Annotated in this window: 13 protein-coding genes; 3 read left to right on the top strand and 10 right to left on the bottom strand. The window is 71.8% G+C overall.

What is annotated here, in order from left to right:
* Positions 1–2 precede the first annotated feature (2 nt).
* Both IEY86_RS27165 and IEY86_RS27170 read left to right on the top strand, forming a co-directional pair.
* The gene (locus tag IEY86_RS27165) at positions 3–1,088 is read left to right on the top strand and encodes a GNAT family N-acetyltransferase (protein WP_189134504.1); all 1,086 of its coding nucleotides are present in this window, start codon (positions 3–5) and stop codon (positions 1,086–1,088) included.
* Complete coding sequence (locus IEY86_RS27170) at positions 1,085–2,128, top strand: glycosyltransferase family 2 protein (RefSeq protein ID WP_189134505.1); 1,044 nt, start codon at positions 1,085–1,087, stop codon at positions 2,126–2,128. Before IEY86_RS27165 ends, IEY86_RS27170 begins: the two co-directional genes overlap by 4 nt.
* On the opposite strand, the gene IEY86_RS27175 is transcribed toward IEY86_RS27170, so the two are convergent.
* Entirely contained in the window at positions 2,060–2,956 is an 897-nt protein-coding gene (locus tag IEY86_RS27175) for a glutamate racemase (RefSeq protein ID WP_189134506.1), read from the bottom strand. The two genes, IEY86_RS27170 and IEY86_RS27175, sit on opposite strands and share 69 nt — an antisense overlap.
* A gap of 112 nt (positions 2,957–3,068) precedes the next feature.
* Between IEY86_RS27175 and IEY86_RS27180 the strand changes: the two genes are divergently transcribed.
* Positions 3,069–4,244 carry a glycosyltransferase gene (locus IEY86_RS27180; RefSeq protein WP_373287101.1) on the top strand — a complete coding sequence of 392 codons (1,176 nt, stop codon included), beginning with the start codon at positions 3,069–3,071 and terminating at the stop codon, positions 4,242–4,244.
* Here IEY86_RS27180 and IEY86_RS27185 read toward each other — a convergent pair.
* The 9 genes from IEY86_RS27185 to IEY86_RS27225 form a co-directional block, all read right to left on the bottom strand.
* Positions 4,229–4,954 (bottom strand): pentapeptide repeat-containing protein, encoded by a 726-nt coding sequence (locus IEY86_RS27185; protein WP_189134508.1) that lies wholly within the window; start codon positions 4,952–4,954, stop codon positions 4,229–4,231. The two genes, IEY86_RS27180 and IEY86_RS27185, sit on opposite strands and share 16 nt — an antisense overlap.
* A 113-nt stretch (positions 4,955–5,067) precedes the next feature.
* Positions 5,068–7,155 (bottom strand): alpha-galactosidase, encoded by a 2,088-nt coding sequence (locus IEY86_RS27190; protein WP_189134509.1) that lies wholly within the window; start codon positions 7,153–7,155, stop codon positions 5,068–5,070.
* Positions 7,156–7,193: 38 nt separating this feature from the next.
* Entirely contained in the window at positions 7,194–8,123 is a 930-nt protein-coding gene (locus IEY86_RS27195; protein ID WP_229698801.1) for a carbohydrate ABC transporter permease, read from the bottom strand.
* Complete coding sequence (locus IEY86_RS27200) at positions 8,120–9,061, bottom strand: carbohydrate ABC transporter permease (protein ID WP_189134510.1); 942 nt, start codon at positions 9,059–9,061, stop codon at positions 8,120–8,122. Before IEY86_RS27200 ends, IEY86_RS27195 begins: the two co-directional genes overlap by 4 nt.
* Before the next feature lie 96 nt (positions 9,062–9,157).
* The gene (locus IEY86_RS27205; RefSeq protein WP_189134511.1) at positions 9,158–10,471 is read right to left on the bottom strand and encodes an ABC transporter substrate-binding protein; all 1,314 of its coding nucleotides are present in this window, start codon (positions 10,469–10,471) and stop codon (positions 9,158–9,160) included.
* Between the two features lie 203 nt (positions 10,472–10,674).
* Positions 10,675–11,829, bottom strand: a complete 1,155-nt coding sequence (locus IEY86_RS27210) for a glycosyltransferase family 4 protein (protein WP_189134512.1) — start codon at positions 11,827–11,829, stop codon at positions 10,675–10,677.
* A 1-nt stretch (position 11,830) separates the two neighbouring features.
* Positions 11,831–12,820, bottom strand: coding sequence for a glycosyltransferase (locus IEY86_RS27215; protein WP_189134513.1), 990 nt, complete (start codon positions 12,818–12,820; stop codon positions 11,831–11,833).
* Positions 12,821–12,831: 11 nt separating this feature from the next.
* Complete coding sequence (locus IEY86_RS27220) at positions 12,832–14,013, bottom strand: ABC transporter ATP-binding protein (protein ID WP_189134514.1); 1,182 nt, start codon at positions 14,011–14,013, stop codon at positions 12,832–12,834.
* Positions 14,003–14,881, bottom strand: coding sequence for an ABC transporter permease (locus IEY86_RS27225; RefSeq protein ID WP_189134515.1), 879 nt, complete (start codon positions 14,879–14,881; stop codon positions 14,003–14,005). Before IEY86_RS27225 ends, IEY86_RS27220 begins: the two co-directional genes overlap by 11 nt.
* Positions 14,882–14,993 lie beyond the last annotated feature (112 nt).

The raw sequence follows: 14,993 nt of genomic DNA on the forward strand, positions 1-14,993 counted from the left end.
CCATGGCCGCGCCCGAGCCTGAGATCCATCGGGACCCGGGCACCCTTGCCGCCCACGAGGACGGGTGGCGGCAACTGGCAGTCGGCGGCTCGTACTTCACGACCCCCGACTGGATGCTGGCCTGGTGGCGGTCGTATCCGGACGCGGGGCGGGGCGAGGTCGCGGTGTGGCGCGGCCCGGACGGGCGGGTCGAGGCGGTCGCGCCGCTGATGCGGACACGCCACCGGCTCCGTCCCAACCTGCCGCTGTCCGTGCCGTGTCTGACCCTGCTGGGGTCGGGCACGGGGGCGGCCGACCACCTCGGCTTCCCGGCTCTGCGGCACCGCCGCGACGATGTGCGCCGCTGGCTCGCCCGGCGGGCAGGCGGCATCTCCCTGTGGCTGCCCAGCGTCGACGAGAGCGCCGCCCCGATGCTGCCCCCGGGCTTACGCCCCTTGGCCCGTACCGCCGCACCCCGCCTTGACCTGACCGCGGACCCGGCCCGCCTCGGCTCCGCCGACCACCGGCAGAACCTTCGCCGCTACGGCCGCAAGCTCGACCGGGCAGGTGTGTCCTTCCGCTGGGTGGCGCCCAAGGAGATGACCCCCGGCGTCCTCGACGACGTCCTGCGGCTGCACCGCTTACGCGCCGACTCCATCGGCCGGGCCACCACCTTCACCACCGAGCGGCGCGCCTTCCATCTGCGGCTGATCGAGGCGGCCTCACGGGGAGCCGGAGCGGGCGAACGGGGCCCCTGCGCACTGCTCGCCGAACACGACGGCGCGGCCGTGGGCGCGGTCTACGGGTTCTGGTGGGGCGCCTGCTTCGCCTACTACCAGACGGGCTGGGAGCCCCGTCTGGCCCCGCTGCGACTCGGCCTGCAGCTCGTGGCGCGGTGCGTCGGCGAGGCCAGGGAGCACGGCGCCGCGGTCTTCGACTTCCTGCGGGGCGGTGAACCGTACAAGTACCGCTTCGGCGCGGTGGACCGCTACGACACCGACAGCCTTCTCCCGCACGGCCCGGCGGGCGCACTGCTGCGGGCCAAGTTCCACGCCAAGCAGCGGACAGCACTGCCCGACGGGCAGCACATGGGGGGTCGGGGAGTATGAGCAGCGTCACGGTGGTCGTTCCCGCGTACAACTACGCGCGCTATCTGCCGGGGTGCGTGGAGGCCGCGCTCGCGGAGGAGGGGCTGGACGTCCGGGTCCTGGTCATCGACGACTGCTCGAGCGACGACACGCCCGAGGTCACGGCCGAGCTGGCCCGCGACCCGCGCGTGAGCTGCCTGCGCCACGAGGCCAATCAGGGCCACGTCGTCACCATCAACGAGGGGCTGGCCGCCGTCACCACCGACTACACGGCCCTGGTCTCGGCCGACGACCTGCTCACCCCCGGCGCGCTGGGCCGCGCCGTCCGCGTCCTCGAGGAGAACAGCGGCGTCGGGTTCGTCTACGGGCGCGCGCTGCGGTTCGTCTCCGGCCGACCGCTGCCGTCCGCCCGCGCGGACGGCTCACGTGCCGTCGTCGTGCCCGGCGGGCAGTGGGTGGAGCGGGTGTGCCGGGCCGCCCGCAGCCCGATCCTGTCCCCCGAGGTGGTCATGCGCACCTCCCTGAGCCATGAGGCGGGCGGCTACGACCCGCGGCTGCCGCACGCGGGGGACCTCGCCATGTGGCTGCGGCTGGCCTCCCGCGCCGATGTGGCCTGGCTGCCGCGCGCGGACCAGGCGTTCTACCGGGTCCACGACTCGAATATGCACCACTCGGTCTTCGACGGGCGCCGCCGCCTCGACCAGCTCATCGCGGCCTATGACGTCTTCCTGGAGAAGGAGGGCCCCCGCCTCGGTGGGCGAGAGAGCGCCCGCCTGGACGGGCTGGCGAAGCGGGCGGTGGCGCGCTGGTGTGTGCGCAAGGCCGTCACCGCCCTGGACGAGGGGCGGCGGGAGGTGGACGGCATGACCGTGGAGGAACTGCACGAGGTGGCGGCCGGGCTCACCGATCTGCGGCGGCTGCCCGAGTACCCCGCGCTGCGGCTGCGGCTGCGGCTGGGGGCGCGCCGGTGCGGGCGGCTGCGCCCGCTGACCTCACTGCTGACCCTGAGCTATCCGCGCGCCTGGGTCCGCTGGCACTCGCGCAGGCTCCGACCGGTCTGACCGCGCCGCCGGTCCCGCCTGCGGGTGCGCCCCGGCGCCGCGGGCCCGACCGGCGCCCTGAGCGAGGGCGGGGACGAGCAGGCGCGCCTCCGGATAGGCGAGAGCGACCGCCGGAAGCTGCGCGGGGCGGCCGCTGAGGACAACGGTCAGCGAGCCCGAGCCCTCCCCCGCCCCGGCGCCGATCCGGCGCAGGGCCTGCCCGGCCACCGCGTCGGCGGAGCCGTGGAGGCGCACCTCGGGCCCGCCCGGGCGGCGCACGGCGGCCGCGATCCGCTCCTCCAGCAGCTCGTAGTGGGTGCAGCCCAGCACCACCGCGCGTACGTCGTCGGGTGTGCGGGAGGCGGCAACGGCCACGGCCTCGTCGATGGCGGCCTCGTCCGCGCGCTCCACCGCGTCGGCGAGCCCCGGGCAGGCCACCTCGGTGACCTCGACGCCCGCCGCGAAGTCCCTGATGAGCCCCTGCTGGTAGGAACTGCCGGTGGTGGCCGGGGTGGCCCAGATCGCGACCGGGCCGCCGCCGAGGGCGGCCGGCTTGATCGCCGGAACGGTGCCGACGACCGGCACATCCGGCTCCAGCTCCGCACGCAGCGCGTCCAGCGCGTGCACCGAGGCGGTGTTGCAGGCGATGATCACCGCGTCGGGCCGGTGCTCCGCGGCCGCCCGGGCGCAGGCGAGCGCGTGGGCGGTCACATCGTGCGGGGTGCGGGGACCCCACGGCATGCCGTCGGGGTCGGCGGAGATGACGAGATCGGCGTCGGGGCGCAGACGCCGCGTCGCCGCAGCGGCCGCCAGCAGACCCAGGCCTGAGTCAACGAGCGCGATTTTCACGGCGCAACCCTAGTCGATGCCTTCCGCGCGGGCGCCGCCCCTCCCGGTGACCGTCGGGTGCCGGGTGCGCGAATCCAGCCGGAGCCGGTCGGTTTGCGGCAGACTGCGGCGGGTGACCTTGCTGCTGCCGATCGCCGTGGTGTCGTTGCTGGCCTGGGTGTGGCTCACGCTGTTCCAGGGGTTCTTCTGGCGCACGGACGTGCGCCTGCCGGAGCGGACCGCCCCGCGCCGGTGGCCGTCCGTGGCCGTGGTGGTACCCGCTCGGGACGAGGCCGAGGTGCTGCCCGCGAGCCTGCCCTCCCTGCTCGCCCAGCGGTACCCGGGGTCGGCCAGGGTCATCCTCGTGGACGACAACAGCGGCGACGGCACCGCTCAGGTCGCGGCCGAGCTGTCGCGGCTGCACGGCGGGCTGCCGCTGACGGTGGCCTCCCCCGGCGAGCCCGAGCCCGGCTGGACGGGGAAGCTGTGGGCGGTCCGGCACGGCGTCGCGCTCGCCGACGAGGAGTTCGTGCTGCTCACGGACGCGGACATCGCCCATGGACCGGACTCGCTGGCCCAACTGGTCGCCGCCGCCGACGCCTCCGGCCGCGACCTCGTCTCGCAGATGGCGCGGCTGCGGGTCGAGACCGGCTGGGAGCGGCTGATCGTCCCGGCGTTCGTCTACTTCTTCGGCCAGCTCTACCCCTTCCGCCGGGTCAACCGGCCCGGCGGGCGGACAGCGGCCTCGGCGGGCGGCTGTGTGCTGGTGCGGCGGGACGCCCTGGAGCGGGCGGGCGCCCCCGAGTCCATCAGGCAGGCGGTGATCGACGATGTCGCCCTCGCACACGCCGTCAAGCGCAGCGGCGGCCGCATCTGGCTGGGCCTCGCCGACCGGGTGGACAGCGTCCGCCCGTACCCCCGGCTGTCCCAGCTGTGGCGGATGGTCTCGCGCAGTGCCTACGCGCAGCTGAGGCACAATCCGGCTGTGCTCGCCGGGTCGGTGCTGGGCCTGGCGCTCGTCTACCTGGTGCCGCCGTTCGCGACCGCGGTGGGCGCGGCGACCGGTGACCCGCCCGTGCTGGGGGCGGGCGCGGCGGCCTGGGCGCTGATGACCGGGACGTACCTGCCGATGCTGCGCTACTACCGGCAGCCGCTGTGGACGGCGCCGCTGCTGCCGTTCACCGCCGCGCTCTACCTGCTGATGACGGTGGACTCCGCGGTGCAGCACCACCGGGGGCGCGGCGCGGCCTGGAAGGGCCGCACCTACCCGGCGCCGCGCGAGGAGCGGCCCTCTCACGGCACGACGTGAAGCCCCAGGGCGGCGCAGATCCGCTCGGCCTGGGCGGGGCTGATGACGGCGCCCCGGAGGACCTCCACGGCCGGGGCGCCGAGCTCTCCGAGATCGGCGCCCCGCACATCGGCCCCGGCGAACCGGACATCGCGCAGCTGTGCCTCCCGCAGCTTGCAGTCCTCGAAGACCGCGTCCCGCAGATCGGCGCCCCGCAGATCCGCCTCGGTGAGGTCGACCCCGGTCAGCCGGACACCGCGCAGGCTCACATCCCGCAGCTCGGCGAGCTGCATGGCGCAGCGCTCGAGGGTGAGGGTGACGGCGAGCCCGCGGATCCCGCTGAGCCGGACACCGGTCATCCGGCAGCCGGTGAAGCGGGCGTCGTCGAGCATCGCCTCGCCGAACTCGGCGCCCGCCAGATCCACCGCGTCGAAGACGGCGTCGGCGAGATCGGCGCCGCGGAAGTCGGCCGCGGCGGCACTGCCCCCGGTGAACCTCGCGCCGTCCAGCCGGGCCCCGCGGAAGTGGGCGCCCGTGGCGGCGCACTCCTCGAAGACGGCCTCGGCGAGATCGGCCTCGCGAAGATCGGCCCGGGTGAAGTCGCATCGGCGGAACACCCTGGGGCCGGGGCCCTCGGCGAGCGCGTCGCTCAGATCGAGGCCCGAGAAGTCGGCGCTCTCGGCCTCCGCCTCGGCGGCGAGCTGTTCGAGGGGGTCGTGCGCAGCGGTCATGAGCGAAGTGTGCCGCGCCCCACTGACAGCGGCGCGCCACGAGCCGGTGCGCACCGCCGCTGCCCGCCCCCGCGGCCGGCCGGGTGCGGGTTCTCGTCCGGGGCGGCGCCTCCTCACACGGCGGCGCACTCCACCAGCAGGACATGGTCGGGATTGAGCAGCGGCATCGCAAGCCCATGGGCCGCCAGTTGGCGGCCGGTCAGCACGGCCCCCTCCGCGAGCCAGAGCGGCAGCGACTTGGCGGGGCCGTGGCCGTGCGCGCCCGGCGCCAGCCTGCGGACCCGGTAGGAGCGCTCGGGATCGAGTCCGGCCAGGCGCAGGGGCGCGGGGCCCGTGCAGCGGTCGGCGGCGGTCTGGACGAACGCGAACAGGGCCGCGGAGCGGTCCGCCGCGACGGCACCGTGGGACAGGCCGTCCAGCCGCACGACGGTGCCGGAGTGCAGCAGGGGCCGCAGCCGCCGGTGGGCGGCGATGGCGCCGGCGATCACCTCGCGGTCCCCCGGCCCGGCCGCGGTGACGTCCCACTCGATGCCGAGGTGGCCGAAGAGCGCGGTGGCGACACGGAATTCGAGGTCGTGCACCCGTCCGGTGGTGTGGGCACGGGGCGGCCCGATGTGCGCGCCCATGACCTCGGGCGGGAAGAAGTAGGAGAAGCCGCGCTGGATGGACTGGCGCTCGTGGGCGTCATTGCAGTCCGAGGTCCAGATCCGCTGGGTGCGCTCCAGGACCGCGAAGTCGGCGCGGGCGCCGCCGGAGGAGCAGCTCTCGATCTCCACCCCCGGATGCCGGGCGCGCAGGGCGTCGACGAGGGCGTAGTACGCGAGGGTCTGCGCGCGCACTCCCGCCGTGCCGTCCGCGCCGCTCGCCTGTACGAGGTCGCGGTTCATGTCCCACTTGAGGTAGGCGATGTCGTACTCGCTCAGCAGCGCGTCGAGCCGCTCCAGGATGTGGGCGAAGGCCTCGGGGCGGCCGAGGTCGAGGACGAGCTGGCGGCGGAAGGTCAGCGGGTCGTATCCGGCCGTGGTCAGCGCCCAGTCGGGGTGGGCACGCAGCAGGTCGGAGTCGGGGTTGACCATCTCCGGCTCGACCCACAGGCCGAACTCCATGCCGAGTGAGCGCACATGGTCGATCAGCGGTGTGAGGCCGTCGGGGTACATCACCGGGTCGACGTACCAGTCGCCGAGGCCCGCGCTGTCGTCGCGCCGGCCGAGGAACCACCCGTCGTCCAGCACGAACCGCTCCACGCCCAGTTCGGCCGCCGAATCGGCCAGGCTCCGCAGCCGGTCGAGGTCGTGGTCGAAGTAGACCGCCTCCCAGGTGTTGATGAGCACGGGGCGCGGCGATGCGGGGTGTGCGGGCCGTGAGCGCAGGAAGGTGTGGAAGGCCGCGCTCATGGAGCCGAGTCCGTCTCCCGAGTAGGCCGCGTACAGCCCCGGCGTCTCGTACGACTCGCCGGGAGCGAGCGTCACCTCGCCGGGCATCAGGAGCTCACCGGCCTGGAGGAAGACCTGCCCGGTGGCCAGGCGTTCGACCCGGAACTGGTGGTTGCCGCTCCATCCCAGGTGCGCGCCCCAGACCTCGCCGTGCCGCTCGCCGAATCCGGGCGTGCCCACGACGAGGCCCGGCGGGTTGTCGTGGGAGGTGCGGCCCCGCCGGTTCTCCTGCACCAGGGCGCCGACGCCGACGGGAGTGCGCTGCTCCTGCCACTCCCGGCACCAGCGCCCGGTGAAGTGCAGCACCTCGTCGGCGTGCGCGGGCAGCGGGAGCGTGGCGACGAGCCCGTCCAGCAGGTACGGCGTGTCGCCGGTGTTGGTCAGCCGAAGCGAGACACGCAGTACATCGCCCGACAGCACGGCGGTCACCTCCAGTCGGAGCCCCGCGACCGGGTCCTGCGAGCGGATGGTCAGCGCGTCGCCGTCCGCGCTGTGCTCGACGTGGTGGAAGCGGGGTGACCAGGCGGTGCCGTCGGGCCGTCTGCCGGTGACGGCGGGACGGGAGGGGAAGCCGGAGCCCTCCTCGGGGGCGAGGGTGAGCGGGACGGGGTCGTCCAGCCCGGCCTCGGGCACCGCCGGGGTGACGGCGGTGCGCAGCCCCGGCAGGTCCTCGGCCTCCAGCGGTGCGCCCCAGTGCAGGACCGTGCCCGTGGCGGGGTCGATGACGGCGCTGCCGCGCGGGCCGCGCAGGTGGATCGTTTCGGTCACGTCGTGGTCCCTGTGTCGGGGATGTGGGCCGGCTGCCCCTAGCCCTTGCTGGCGCCGAGGGTGAGGCCGCCGATGAACTGGCGTTGGAGGGCGAAGTACACGACCAGCGTGGGGATGGCGGCGAGCAGGGAGGCCGCCGCGATGAGGTTGTTGTTGGTGAAGTACACGCCCTGCAGATTGCCCAGCGCCGAGGTGATGGGCCGCTTGTCACCGGTCTGCATGAGCACCAGCGCCCACAGGAAGTCGTTGTAGACCCAGGTGAACTCAAGCGTCGCCAGCGCCGCGAGCGGGGGCCGGCACAGCGGCAGGATGACCTGCCAGTACTGCCGAAACACGCTCGCCCCGTCGACGATGGCCGCCTCGGTGAGCTCGTGGGGGATCGTCTTCATGTAGTTGGACAGCACAAAGGTGCAAAAACCCATCTGGAAGGCGACATGGATGGCGATGATGCCCCAGTAGGAGTCGTAGACGACCAGGGAGTCGCTCATCGACTCGGGCAGCGGGATCTCGTTGTACATGCGGTACAGGGGGGTGAGCATCGCCTGCGGGGGCAGCAGATTGCCCGCCGTGAACAGGATCAGCAGGGCGATGTTGCCCCGCCACGAGTAGCGGGAGACCGCGTACGCCACGAACGAGGAAAGGAAGAGCACCAACAGCAGCGTCGGCAGGGTCACCAGGAGCGTATTGCCGTAGTAGTGCATCAGCTCCGCCTGGTTCCAGGCGTCGGCGTAGTTCTCGAAGCCGAGCTTGCGCGGCAGGGAGAAGTAGCCGTGCTCCGCCGTGTCCGAGTAGGGGCGCAGCGAGGTGTAGACCGTCCACAGCAGCGGCGCCAGGAAGGACAGCGCGGTGAAGGCCAGGAAGATGTGCAGGGCGATCCTGGCGGGGCGGTTGCCGCGGCGGGGCCGCTCGGGGGGTGTCGGGGGAGCCGTGGTCGGCACCGTGCCGCTCGGTGTGGCGGTCATGGTCATCGCTGCTCCCGGAAGATGGACCGGACGTAGGGGATGATGAAGCTGAGCGAGATCGCCAGCAGGATCACGGCGAGCGCGGAGCCGTAGCCGATGCGGCTGGCCTCACCGACGATGTTGTTGGTGACGAGGACGGACAGCAGCTCGAGCCCGTTGGTCCCCTTGTTGATCACATAGACGATGTCGAAGGCGCGCAGCGAGTCGATGACGCTGACGACGAGGACAACGACGTTGACCGGTCTCAGTGCCGGGAAGACGACATGCCAGAACGCCTGGCGGGAGCTGGCGCCGTCGATGGCGGCCGCCTCGCGCAGGCTGGGGTCGACGCTCTTGAGTCCGGCCAGGTAGAGGATCATGATGTAGCCGACATGGCGCCAGCTCGCGGCCACCAGCACCGCCCACAGGTTGAGGCTGGGGTCGCCGAGCCAGTCGATGAGGTCGCCCTGGCCGGTGCGGCCGAGGATGTTGTTGATCAGGCCCTGTTCCGGCGAGTACACGAGCTGCCAGATGAAGCCGACGATGGCGAGGGAGAGCATCACCGGCAGGTAGATGGCGCTCTGGTAGAGGCGGCTGCCCTTGATGTTCTTGTCGAGCTGGACGGCGAGGAAGAGGCCGAAGGTCGTGGGGACCAGCAGGAAGAACACCAGCCAGATCACGTTGTGCTGGAGAGCCGGCCAGAACGGCGGGTAGTTGGTGAAGATCTGCCGGTAGTTGTCGAACCCCGCCCATTCGATGGTGTCGAACCCGCCGATGCCGTCCCAGCGGGTGAAGGAGAGCAGGACCGAGCCGAACGCGGGAAGCCAGACGAGGCCGATGTGGACGAGGGCGGGTATGCCGACCATGAGGCCGAGGACGGCGCGGTCGCGGGAGCTGAGGCGGCGGGTGCGCCGGGGGCGCCCTCGGGGGGCGGAGGGCGACTTCTTGAGTTCAGTGCTGGCCATGAGGGCGGGCTCCTCGGGCGGGGCGGACCGTGGTTCCGCCGGAGCCCGTGCGAGGCGGGCTCCGGCGGAGGTCTGGCGGCGGTCGACTGGCGGCGGTCAGCTGGTGAAGATGCTCTTCTTCTGCTTCTCGATGTTGCCGAGCAGGCCGTCGATGTCCTTGGGGTTGCGGATGAAGGTCTGCAGGGACGGGATCATCACCGTGGAGGCGAAGTCGGGGCGGGTGTCGCGGTCGAGGAACTGCGAGATGTTCTCGGCCCCCGAGATGAGGTCGGCGCACTTCTTCTGCAGCGGGTTGTAGCCGGAGGTGTCGGCCGCCTTGCTCGCGGCGACGTTGTTGGGGTCGCTCTTGAGGTACGCCTCCTGGGTGGAGGCCTTGGCGAAGTACTCCAGCAGCTTCTTGGCGCCCTCGGGGTTCTTGGGCTTCTTCGAGAGCATGAAGCCGTCGATGGGGGCCTCGACGGCGCCGGTGCCGACCGTGGAGTCCACCTCGGGGAAGGGGAAGAAGTCGACGTCCTCCGCGTCCTTGCCGGTGAACTGCTGGCTGACGAAGGAACCGATGACGTACATCCCGGACTTCTTCTGGGCCAGGGACTGCGCGGCCTCCTGCCAGGTGCGCGAGAGCGAACCGGTCTGGTGCAGGGGCAGCAGCTCGCGCCAGGTCTCGAAGACCTTCTTGACCTTGGGGTCGGTCCAGGACTCCTTGCCCGCCATGAGGCTGACATGGAAGTCGTAGCCGTTGGTGCGCATGTTCAGGTAGTCGAAGGTGCCCATCGCCGGCCAGCCGTCCTTGTCGGCGAAGGCGATGGGGGTCAGCCCGTCCTTCTTCATCCTGTTGCCGAGCGACTTGAACTCGTCGAGGGTCTTGGGCGCCTGGTAGCCATGGGCCTCGAAGACGGACTTCCGGTAGAAGACCGCCCACGGGTAGTTGTAGAGCGGGACGAAGTACTGCTTGCCGTCCTTGCCGGTGGACGCCTTCTTCATGGCGTCGCTGTAGTTGCCGCCGATCTTGGTCCAGACATCGGATATGTCACCGACGAGCCCGCGCTCGGCGAAGAACTGCATCCGGAACCCGGCGAACCAGGTGAACACGTCCTGCGGCTTGCCCTGGAGATAGTTGTTGATCTGCTCCTGGAAGGAGTTGTGCGCGACCGTGTTGATCTTGACCGAGAGGCCGGACTCCTTCTCGAAGGAGTCCATGATGCCCTGAAGCGCCTTCTTGGGGACGGCGTCGCTGAAGTTCGAGCCGAGCGAGACCGACTTGGTCGAGGAGCCGCTGTCGGAACTGCCGCACGCGGACAGGACCGGGGCGAGGCCCGTCGCGGCGCCCGCCGCGAGGACTCCCTGGAGGAGCCTGCGCCGGGAGATCGCCTGAGTGACGCTCGCGGACGACGAGTACGTGGTGTGCGGCATCCTGGCCTCCACAGAAGGCTTCACAAGAAGCCAACAGGAATGAACATTTGAGAACACATAACACCGCCACGAAATGTGACTGTCAAGAGTGCGCAACCAGGTTTTTTCTCGACGTGCGCGCAAGATGGCCGAGCGGGCCAACTGGTCCCAGCGCTTCCGCTTCCGGAACGACCCATTCGCAAGCAATCAAAGTCGAACAGGAGTCAAGGCAGGAACTGGTCCGCGCCGACCGTCCGGTAGACCTCCGCCAGGCGCTGCCCCACGCTCTCCAGGCCATAGCCCCGGCGGCCCCGCTCGGACAGGGCGGCGCGGTCGTAGGAGCCCAGGGTGTCCGCGACGTGCAGAAGGGCCTGCGCCAGCGCCTCGGGGTGCTCCGGGGCGACCGTGACTCCGCCGCCGTCCGCGGCGAGCTCGGGCAGCGCCCCGGTCCGGGTGGCCACCAGCGGCAGACCGCAGCACTGGGCCTCGAGCGCGACGACGCAGAAGCTCTCGGCGTTGCTGGCGGTGGCGAAGAGGTCGGCGTGCGCCATCTCGTGGAGCATCGCCGCCCGGTCGAGGTGGCCGAGCAGATCCACCGTGCCGACCAGCCCCAGCCGCCGGATCCTCTCCTGCAATTCGGGCCTGAGCCGGCCCTCCCCGATGATGCGCAGCCGGAGCCTGGAGTCCTTGGCCCGGGCGGTGGCGAACGCGTCCAGCAGGACGTCGTACCCCTTCTGCGGGGCGAGGCGCCCGGCGCTGACGATACGCACCGGGTCCTGGCCGATCCGTGAGCGGGCGGGCAGCGGCGGCAGGGCGCCGGTGTCCACGGGGTTGGGCACGACCCGGACCCGGCCGGGCATCCCGAGTGCGCGCAGGGCGTCGCGCAGGGAGTCGCTGACCGCGATCACCGCGGCCGAGCCCTCGTACAGCCGGGCGGTGCGACGAAGCGCCGGACGGCCCGGGACCGGCCGGGACGGATGGCCGTACCAGGCCGGGTCGTGCTCGGTGACCACGTAGGGCAGGCCGCTCGCCCGGCCGAGCCACGGCAGGTGGTCGGCGGCGTAGTAGGTGTGCGCGTGCAGCAGGTCGAGCGGCCCGCACTCGGCCGCCTCGCGCCCGAGCACCTCACGGATCCGCCGGGCGGTCACCCGGTGGGCGACCTGGCCCAGCAGCCGCGAGGGGCGCCAGTGGAGCTTGACCACCTCGTAGCGGTGCGGGTCCTGCGGGTCCCGGCCGGCGAAGGGCAGTCCGGGCAGGGGTGGCAGGGACAGTCTCGCGACGGGGGCGATCACGACGACGTCGGCCACGGTCGCCGCCGCCTTGCACCAGTCCTCCTGCCACGGCAGGCCGGGGTACATCAGCAGCATCGCGACGCGCACGTCAGCCGCCCTCTGTGCCGGCGGGGGCCGGTCCGCCGGCGGGAGCGGGGCCGGACCCGTTGGCGGGCGCGGGGCCCGGTCGCGCGGCCTGCCCGGGCGACGCCGGCGGCGGGAGCGTCATGCCGGTCACCCCGCGCAGCCCATGCCAGGCGCCCCGCAGGCGCAGCGCCACCCGCTGCCGTCTTCGGTCCCGCCCGCGCAGTGCGGTGGCCGTGCAGAACTTGACCGTGCGTACTCCCCAGAACCACAGCTCCGGCAACGAGCGGTGCTCCAGCGTCATCGCCAGCTGATTGCGCGTCTGGTAGTACTCGCGCCAGGGCGGCGCCGACGGCCCGGAGCCCGCGTGCAGCGACTCGGTGAGCGGCCGCGGCACCATCAGCAGGCGCCGCCCCGTCCTTCGGGCGCGCAGGCAGTACTCCATCTCCTCCCACATGATGAAGTACTCCTCGCGCGGCACACCGATCTGCGCCACGAGGGAGGCGTCCATCAGCGCTCCCGCGAAGACCATCAGATCCACGGGGTAGGCCGGACCGCCCTCCACGACGGGCGGCGGGGTGCGGTGGCGGTGCTTCCAGAGCAGGCCCGGCCGCTGCACTCCCCCGCCGGGCTCTCGCTGCCAACTGCCCAGCATCGCGGGCCGTCCGCCGCTGTTCCGCTCCTCCTCGGCCGCCGCCTCCAGGAGCACGTCCAAGGCGTCCGGGTCGGGCCGGTCGTCGTCGTTGAACAGCCACAGCCACGCGTGCCCGCCCTCGGCCGCCGCGCGCATCCCGGCCGCGTAGCCCCCCGCGGGACCGGTGTTGACCGGCAGCCTCAGATGCCGCACCTTCGGGAAGTGGGCGGCCAGCATGGCGGGGGTGCCGTCGCCGGAGGCGTTGTCCACCACCACGACCTCGTCCACCGGGCGGTCGAGGGCGGCGATGGCCTCCAGGGTGCTGCGCAGGATCGCCTCGCGGTTGTGGGTGACCAGCACGGCGCACACGCTGTGCGGCATCTCACGCCCCCTCAGGACCACTCGTGCTCGACGTAGACCGGGGCGGCCAGCACCACCGCGCGGGGAGGCGGGTCCAACTCCGGTCCGTACACCTCGAATTGTCCGGCCGGATGCCAGGCCATGAGGGACTGTCCCTCGATGTGCCACATTCCATAGGCCCCGACCCACAGGGTGTAGCGCCCGCGCGGCAGCGGGAGGCGGGGTATGACGCAGCGAACGCGCGCCTCGCCGTCCTTGGTGGTGATCTCGTGCCGCAGCGAGAAGACCGGGCTCGCGGTGCCCTCGCTCACCCCGAGGTGGAGCATGGCGGGATTGCGGTGGTCCCCGCCGAGCACGAGATCCACCACCAGGCCCTCGCCGGTGGCGGGGCTGTCCCGCTCGGTGCCGCGCACCTCGCACTTGAGCAGTTGCACCGGCTCGCCGACCCGGGCCGACGCCTCGGTCTTGGCCTCGATGCTCTCCCGGTACGCCCCCAGGGCCTCGCGGATCCCGGCGTCGACACGGACGGTGCCCTGCTCCAGCCAGATGCCCCTGCTGCACACCGACTCGACGGCCGCCAGGTCGTGGGAGACGAACACCAGCGTGGTGCCCTGCTCCAGCACCTCGCGCATACGGTCCAGGCACTTCTGCTGGAAGACGGCATCGCCCACGGCGAGCACCTCGTCGACCAGCAGGACCTCCGGCTCGAGATAGGCCGCCACGGCGAACCCCAGCCTCATCTGCATCCCGGAGGAGTAGAACTTCACCTGCCGGTCGATCGCGGTGTTCAACTGGGCGAACTCCACGATGGCGTCGAACCGGGCGGCGACCTCCCGGCGCTTGAGGCCCAGCAGCGCGCCGAAGAGGTAGATGTTCTCCCGCCCGGTCAGATCGGGGTGGATTCCGGCGCGGATCTCGATGAGCGCTCCGATGCGGCCCCGTACGTCGACGGTGCCCGCGTACGGGTACATCACGCGGGTCAGCAGCTTCAGCAGCGTGGACTTGCCCGACCCGTTGGAGCCGATGAGCCCGACCGCGTCCCCCGGCTCGATGTGCAGATCGATGTCGCGAAGGGCCCAGCTCCAGTCCTCCGGGCCGCCTCCGCGCAGCCTGCGGCCCATCTGCTCCACGCGGTCGCGCAGGAGCATCCGCTGCCGGTCCGCGCGGAACCTCTTCCACAGGTGCTCGGTGCGGATCGTCCCGTCAGGCGACATCGGCGATTCCCGTCTCGAGCTTCTTGAAGAACACATAGCCGCCCACCAGGACGACCAGCGCTCCGCCGGCGGCGATCAGGCTCAGCCTCATGTCCGGGTACTCCCCGTAGAGCACTGCCTTGCGGTAGCCCTCGATGACGGCGGCCAGGGGGTTGAACCCGACATACACCTCCTGGAGCCGGTGCGGGATCTTGTCGAGCGGGTAGGCGACCGGGGTCGCGAAGACGCCCATCTGCGTGATGATCGGCAGGAGATGGCGGATGTCCCTCAGGTACACCACCGACACCGAAAGGACGAGCGCCACTCCGTAGGTGAAGGCGATCTGTATCAGCAGCAGCGGCAGCGCCAGATAGAAGGTGCCCGCCGGGGGGAACCAGAAGACCGCGAAGAGCACCCCCATCACCCCGAGCGCGATGAGCATGTCGACCGCGGCCACGAGCATCGTGGCCAGCGGGAAGACCTCGCGGGGGCAGTACACCTTGTTGAGCAGGCTGAGATTGGCCGACAGGCTCAGCGCGCCCTGGTTCATGGTGTTGCTGAAGAACTGCCAGGTGATGAGCCCGACATAGGTGAACAGCGCGTAGGGCGTCGGGCTGGTGTCGATCTTCACGGCCTTGTTGAAGACCAGCGTGAAGACGACCATCAACAGCAGCGGTGTCATCACCGCCCAGGCGAAGCCCAGGACCGCCTGTTTGTAGCGCGCTCTCAGATCTCGCTCGGCCAGCGCGCGCACCAGCTCACGGGCGGCCCATAACTCCGCGGCGGTCCGCCTGAGCCGCAGCCTTCTGCGGAACCTCAGCTCCGGCGGCGGTCCGTACTCGATGTCCGGCACCACGGACACGGTCGGTGACTGCGCGGGCAACGCCATGCTCCCCGCCCCTCCCCCCTACACGCCCCTGCGGGCGCTCCCGCATTCCGCGTCCCCACGCGTCCTGCGGGCGATGGCTTGAACGATCCCCGCGACCACTGTGGCACACGGC

The organism is Wenjunlia tyrosinilytica (genome assembly GCF_014646055.1).
Taxonomy (GTDB): domain Bacteria; phylum Actinomycetota; class Actinomycetes; order Streptomycetales; family Streptomycetaceae; genus Wenjunlia; species Wenjunlia tyrosinilytica.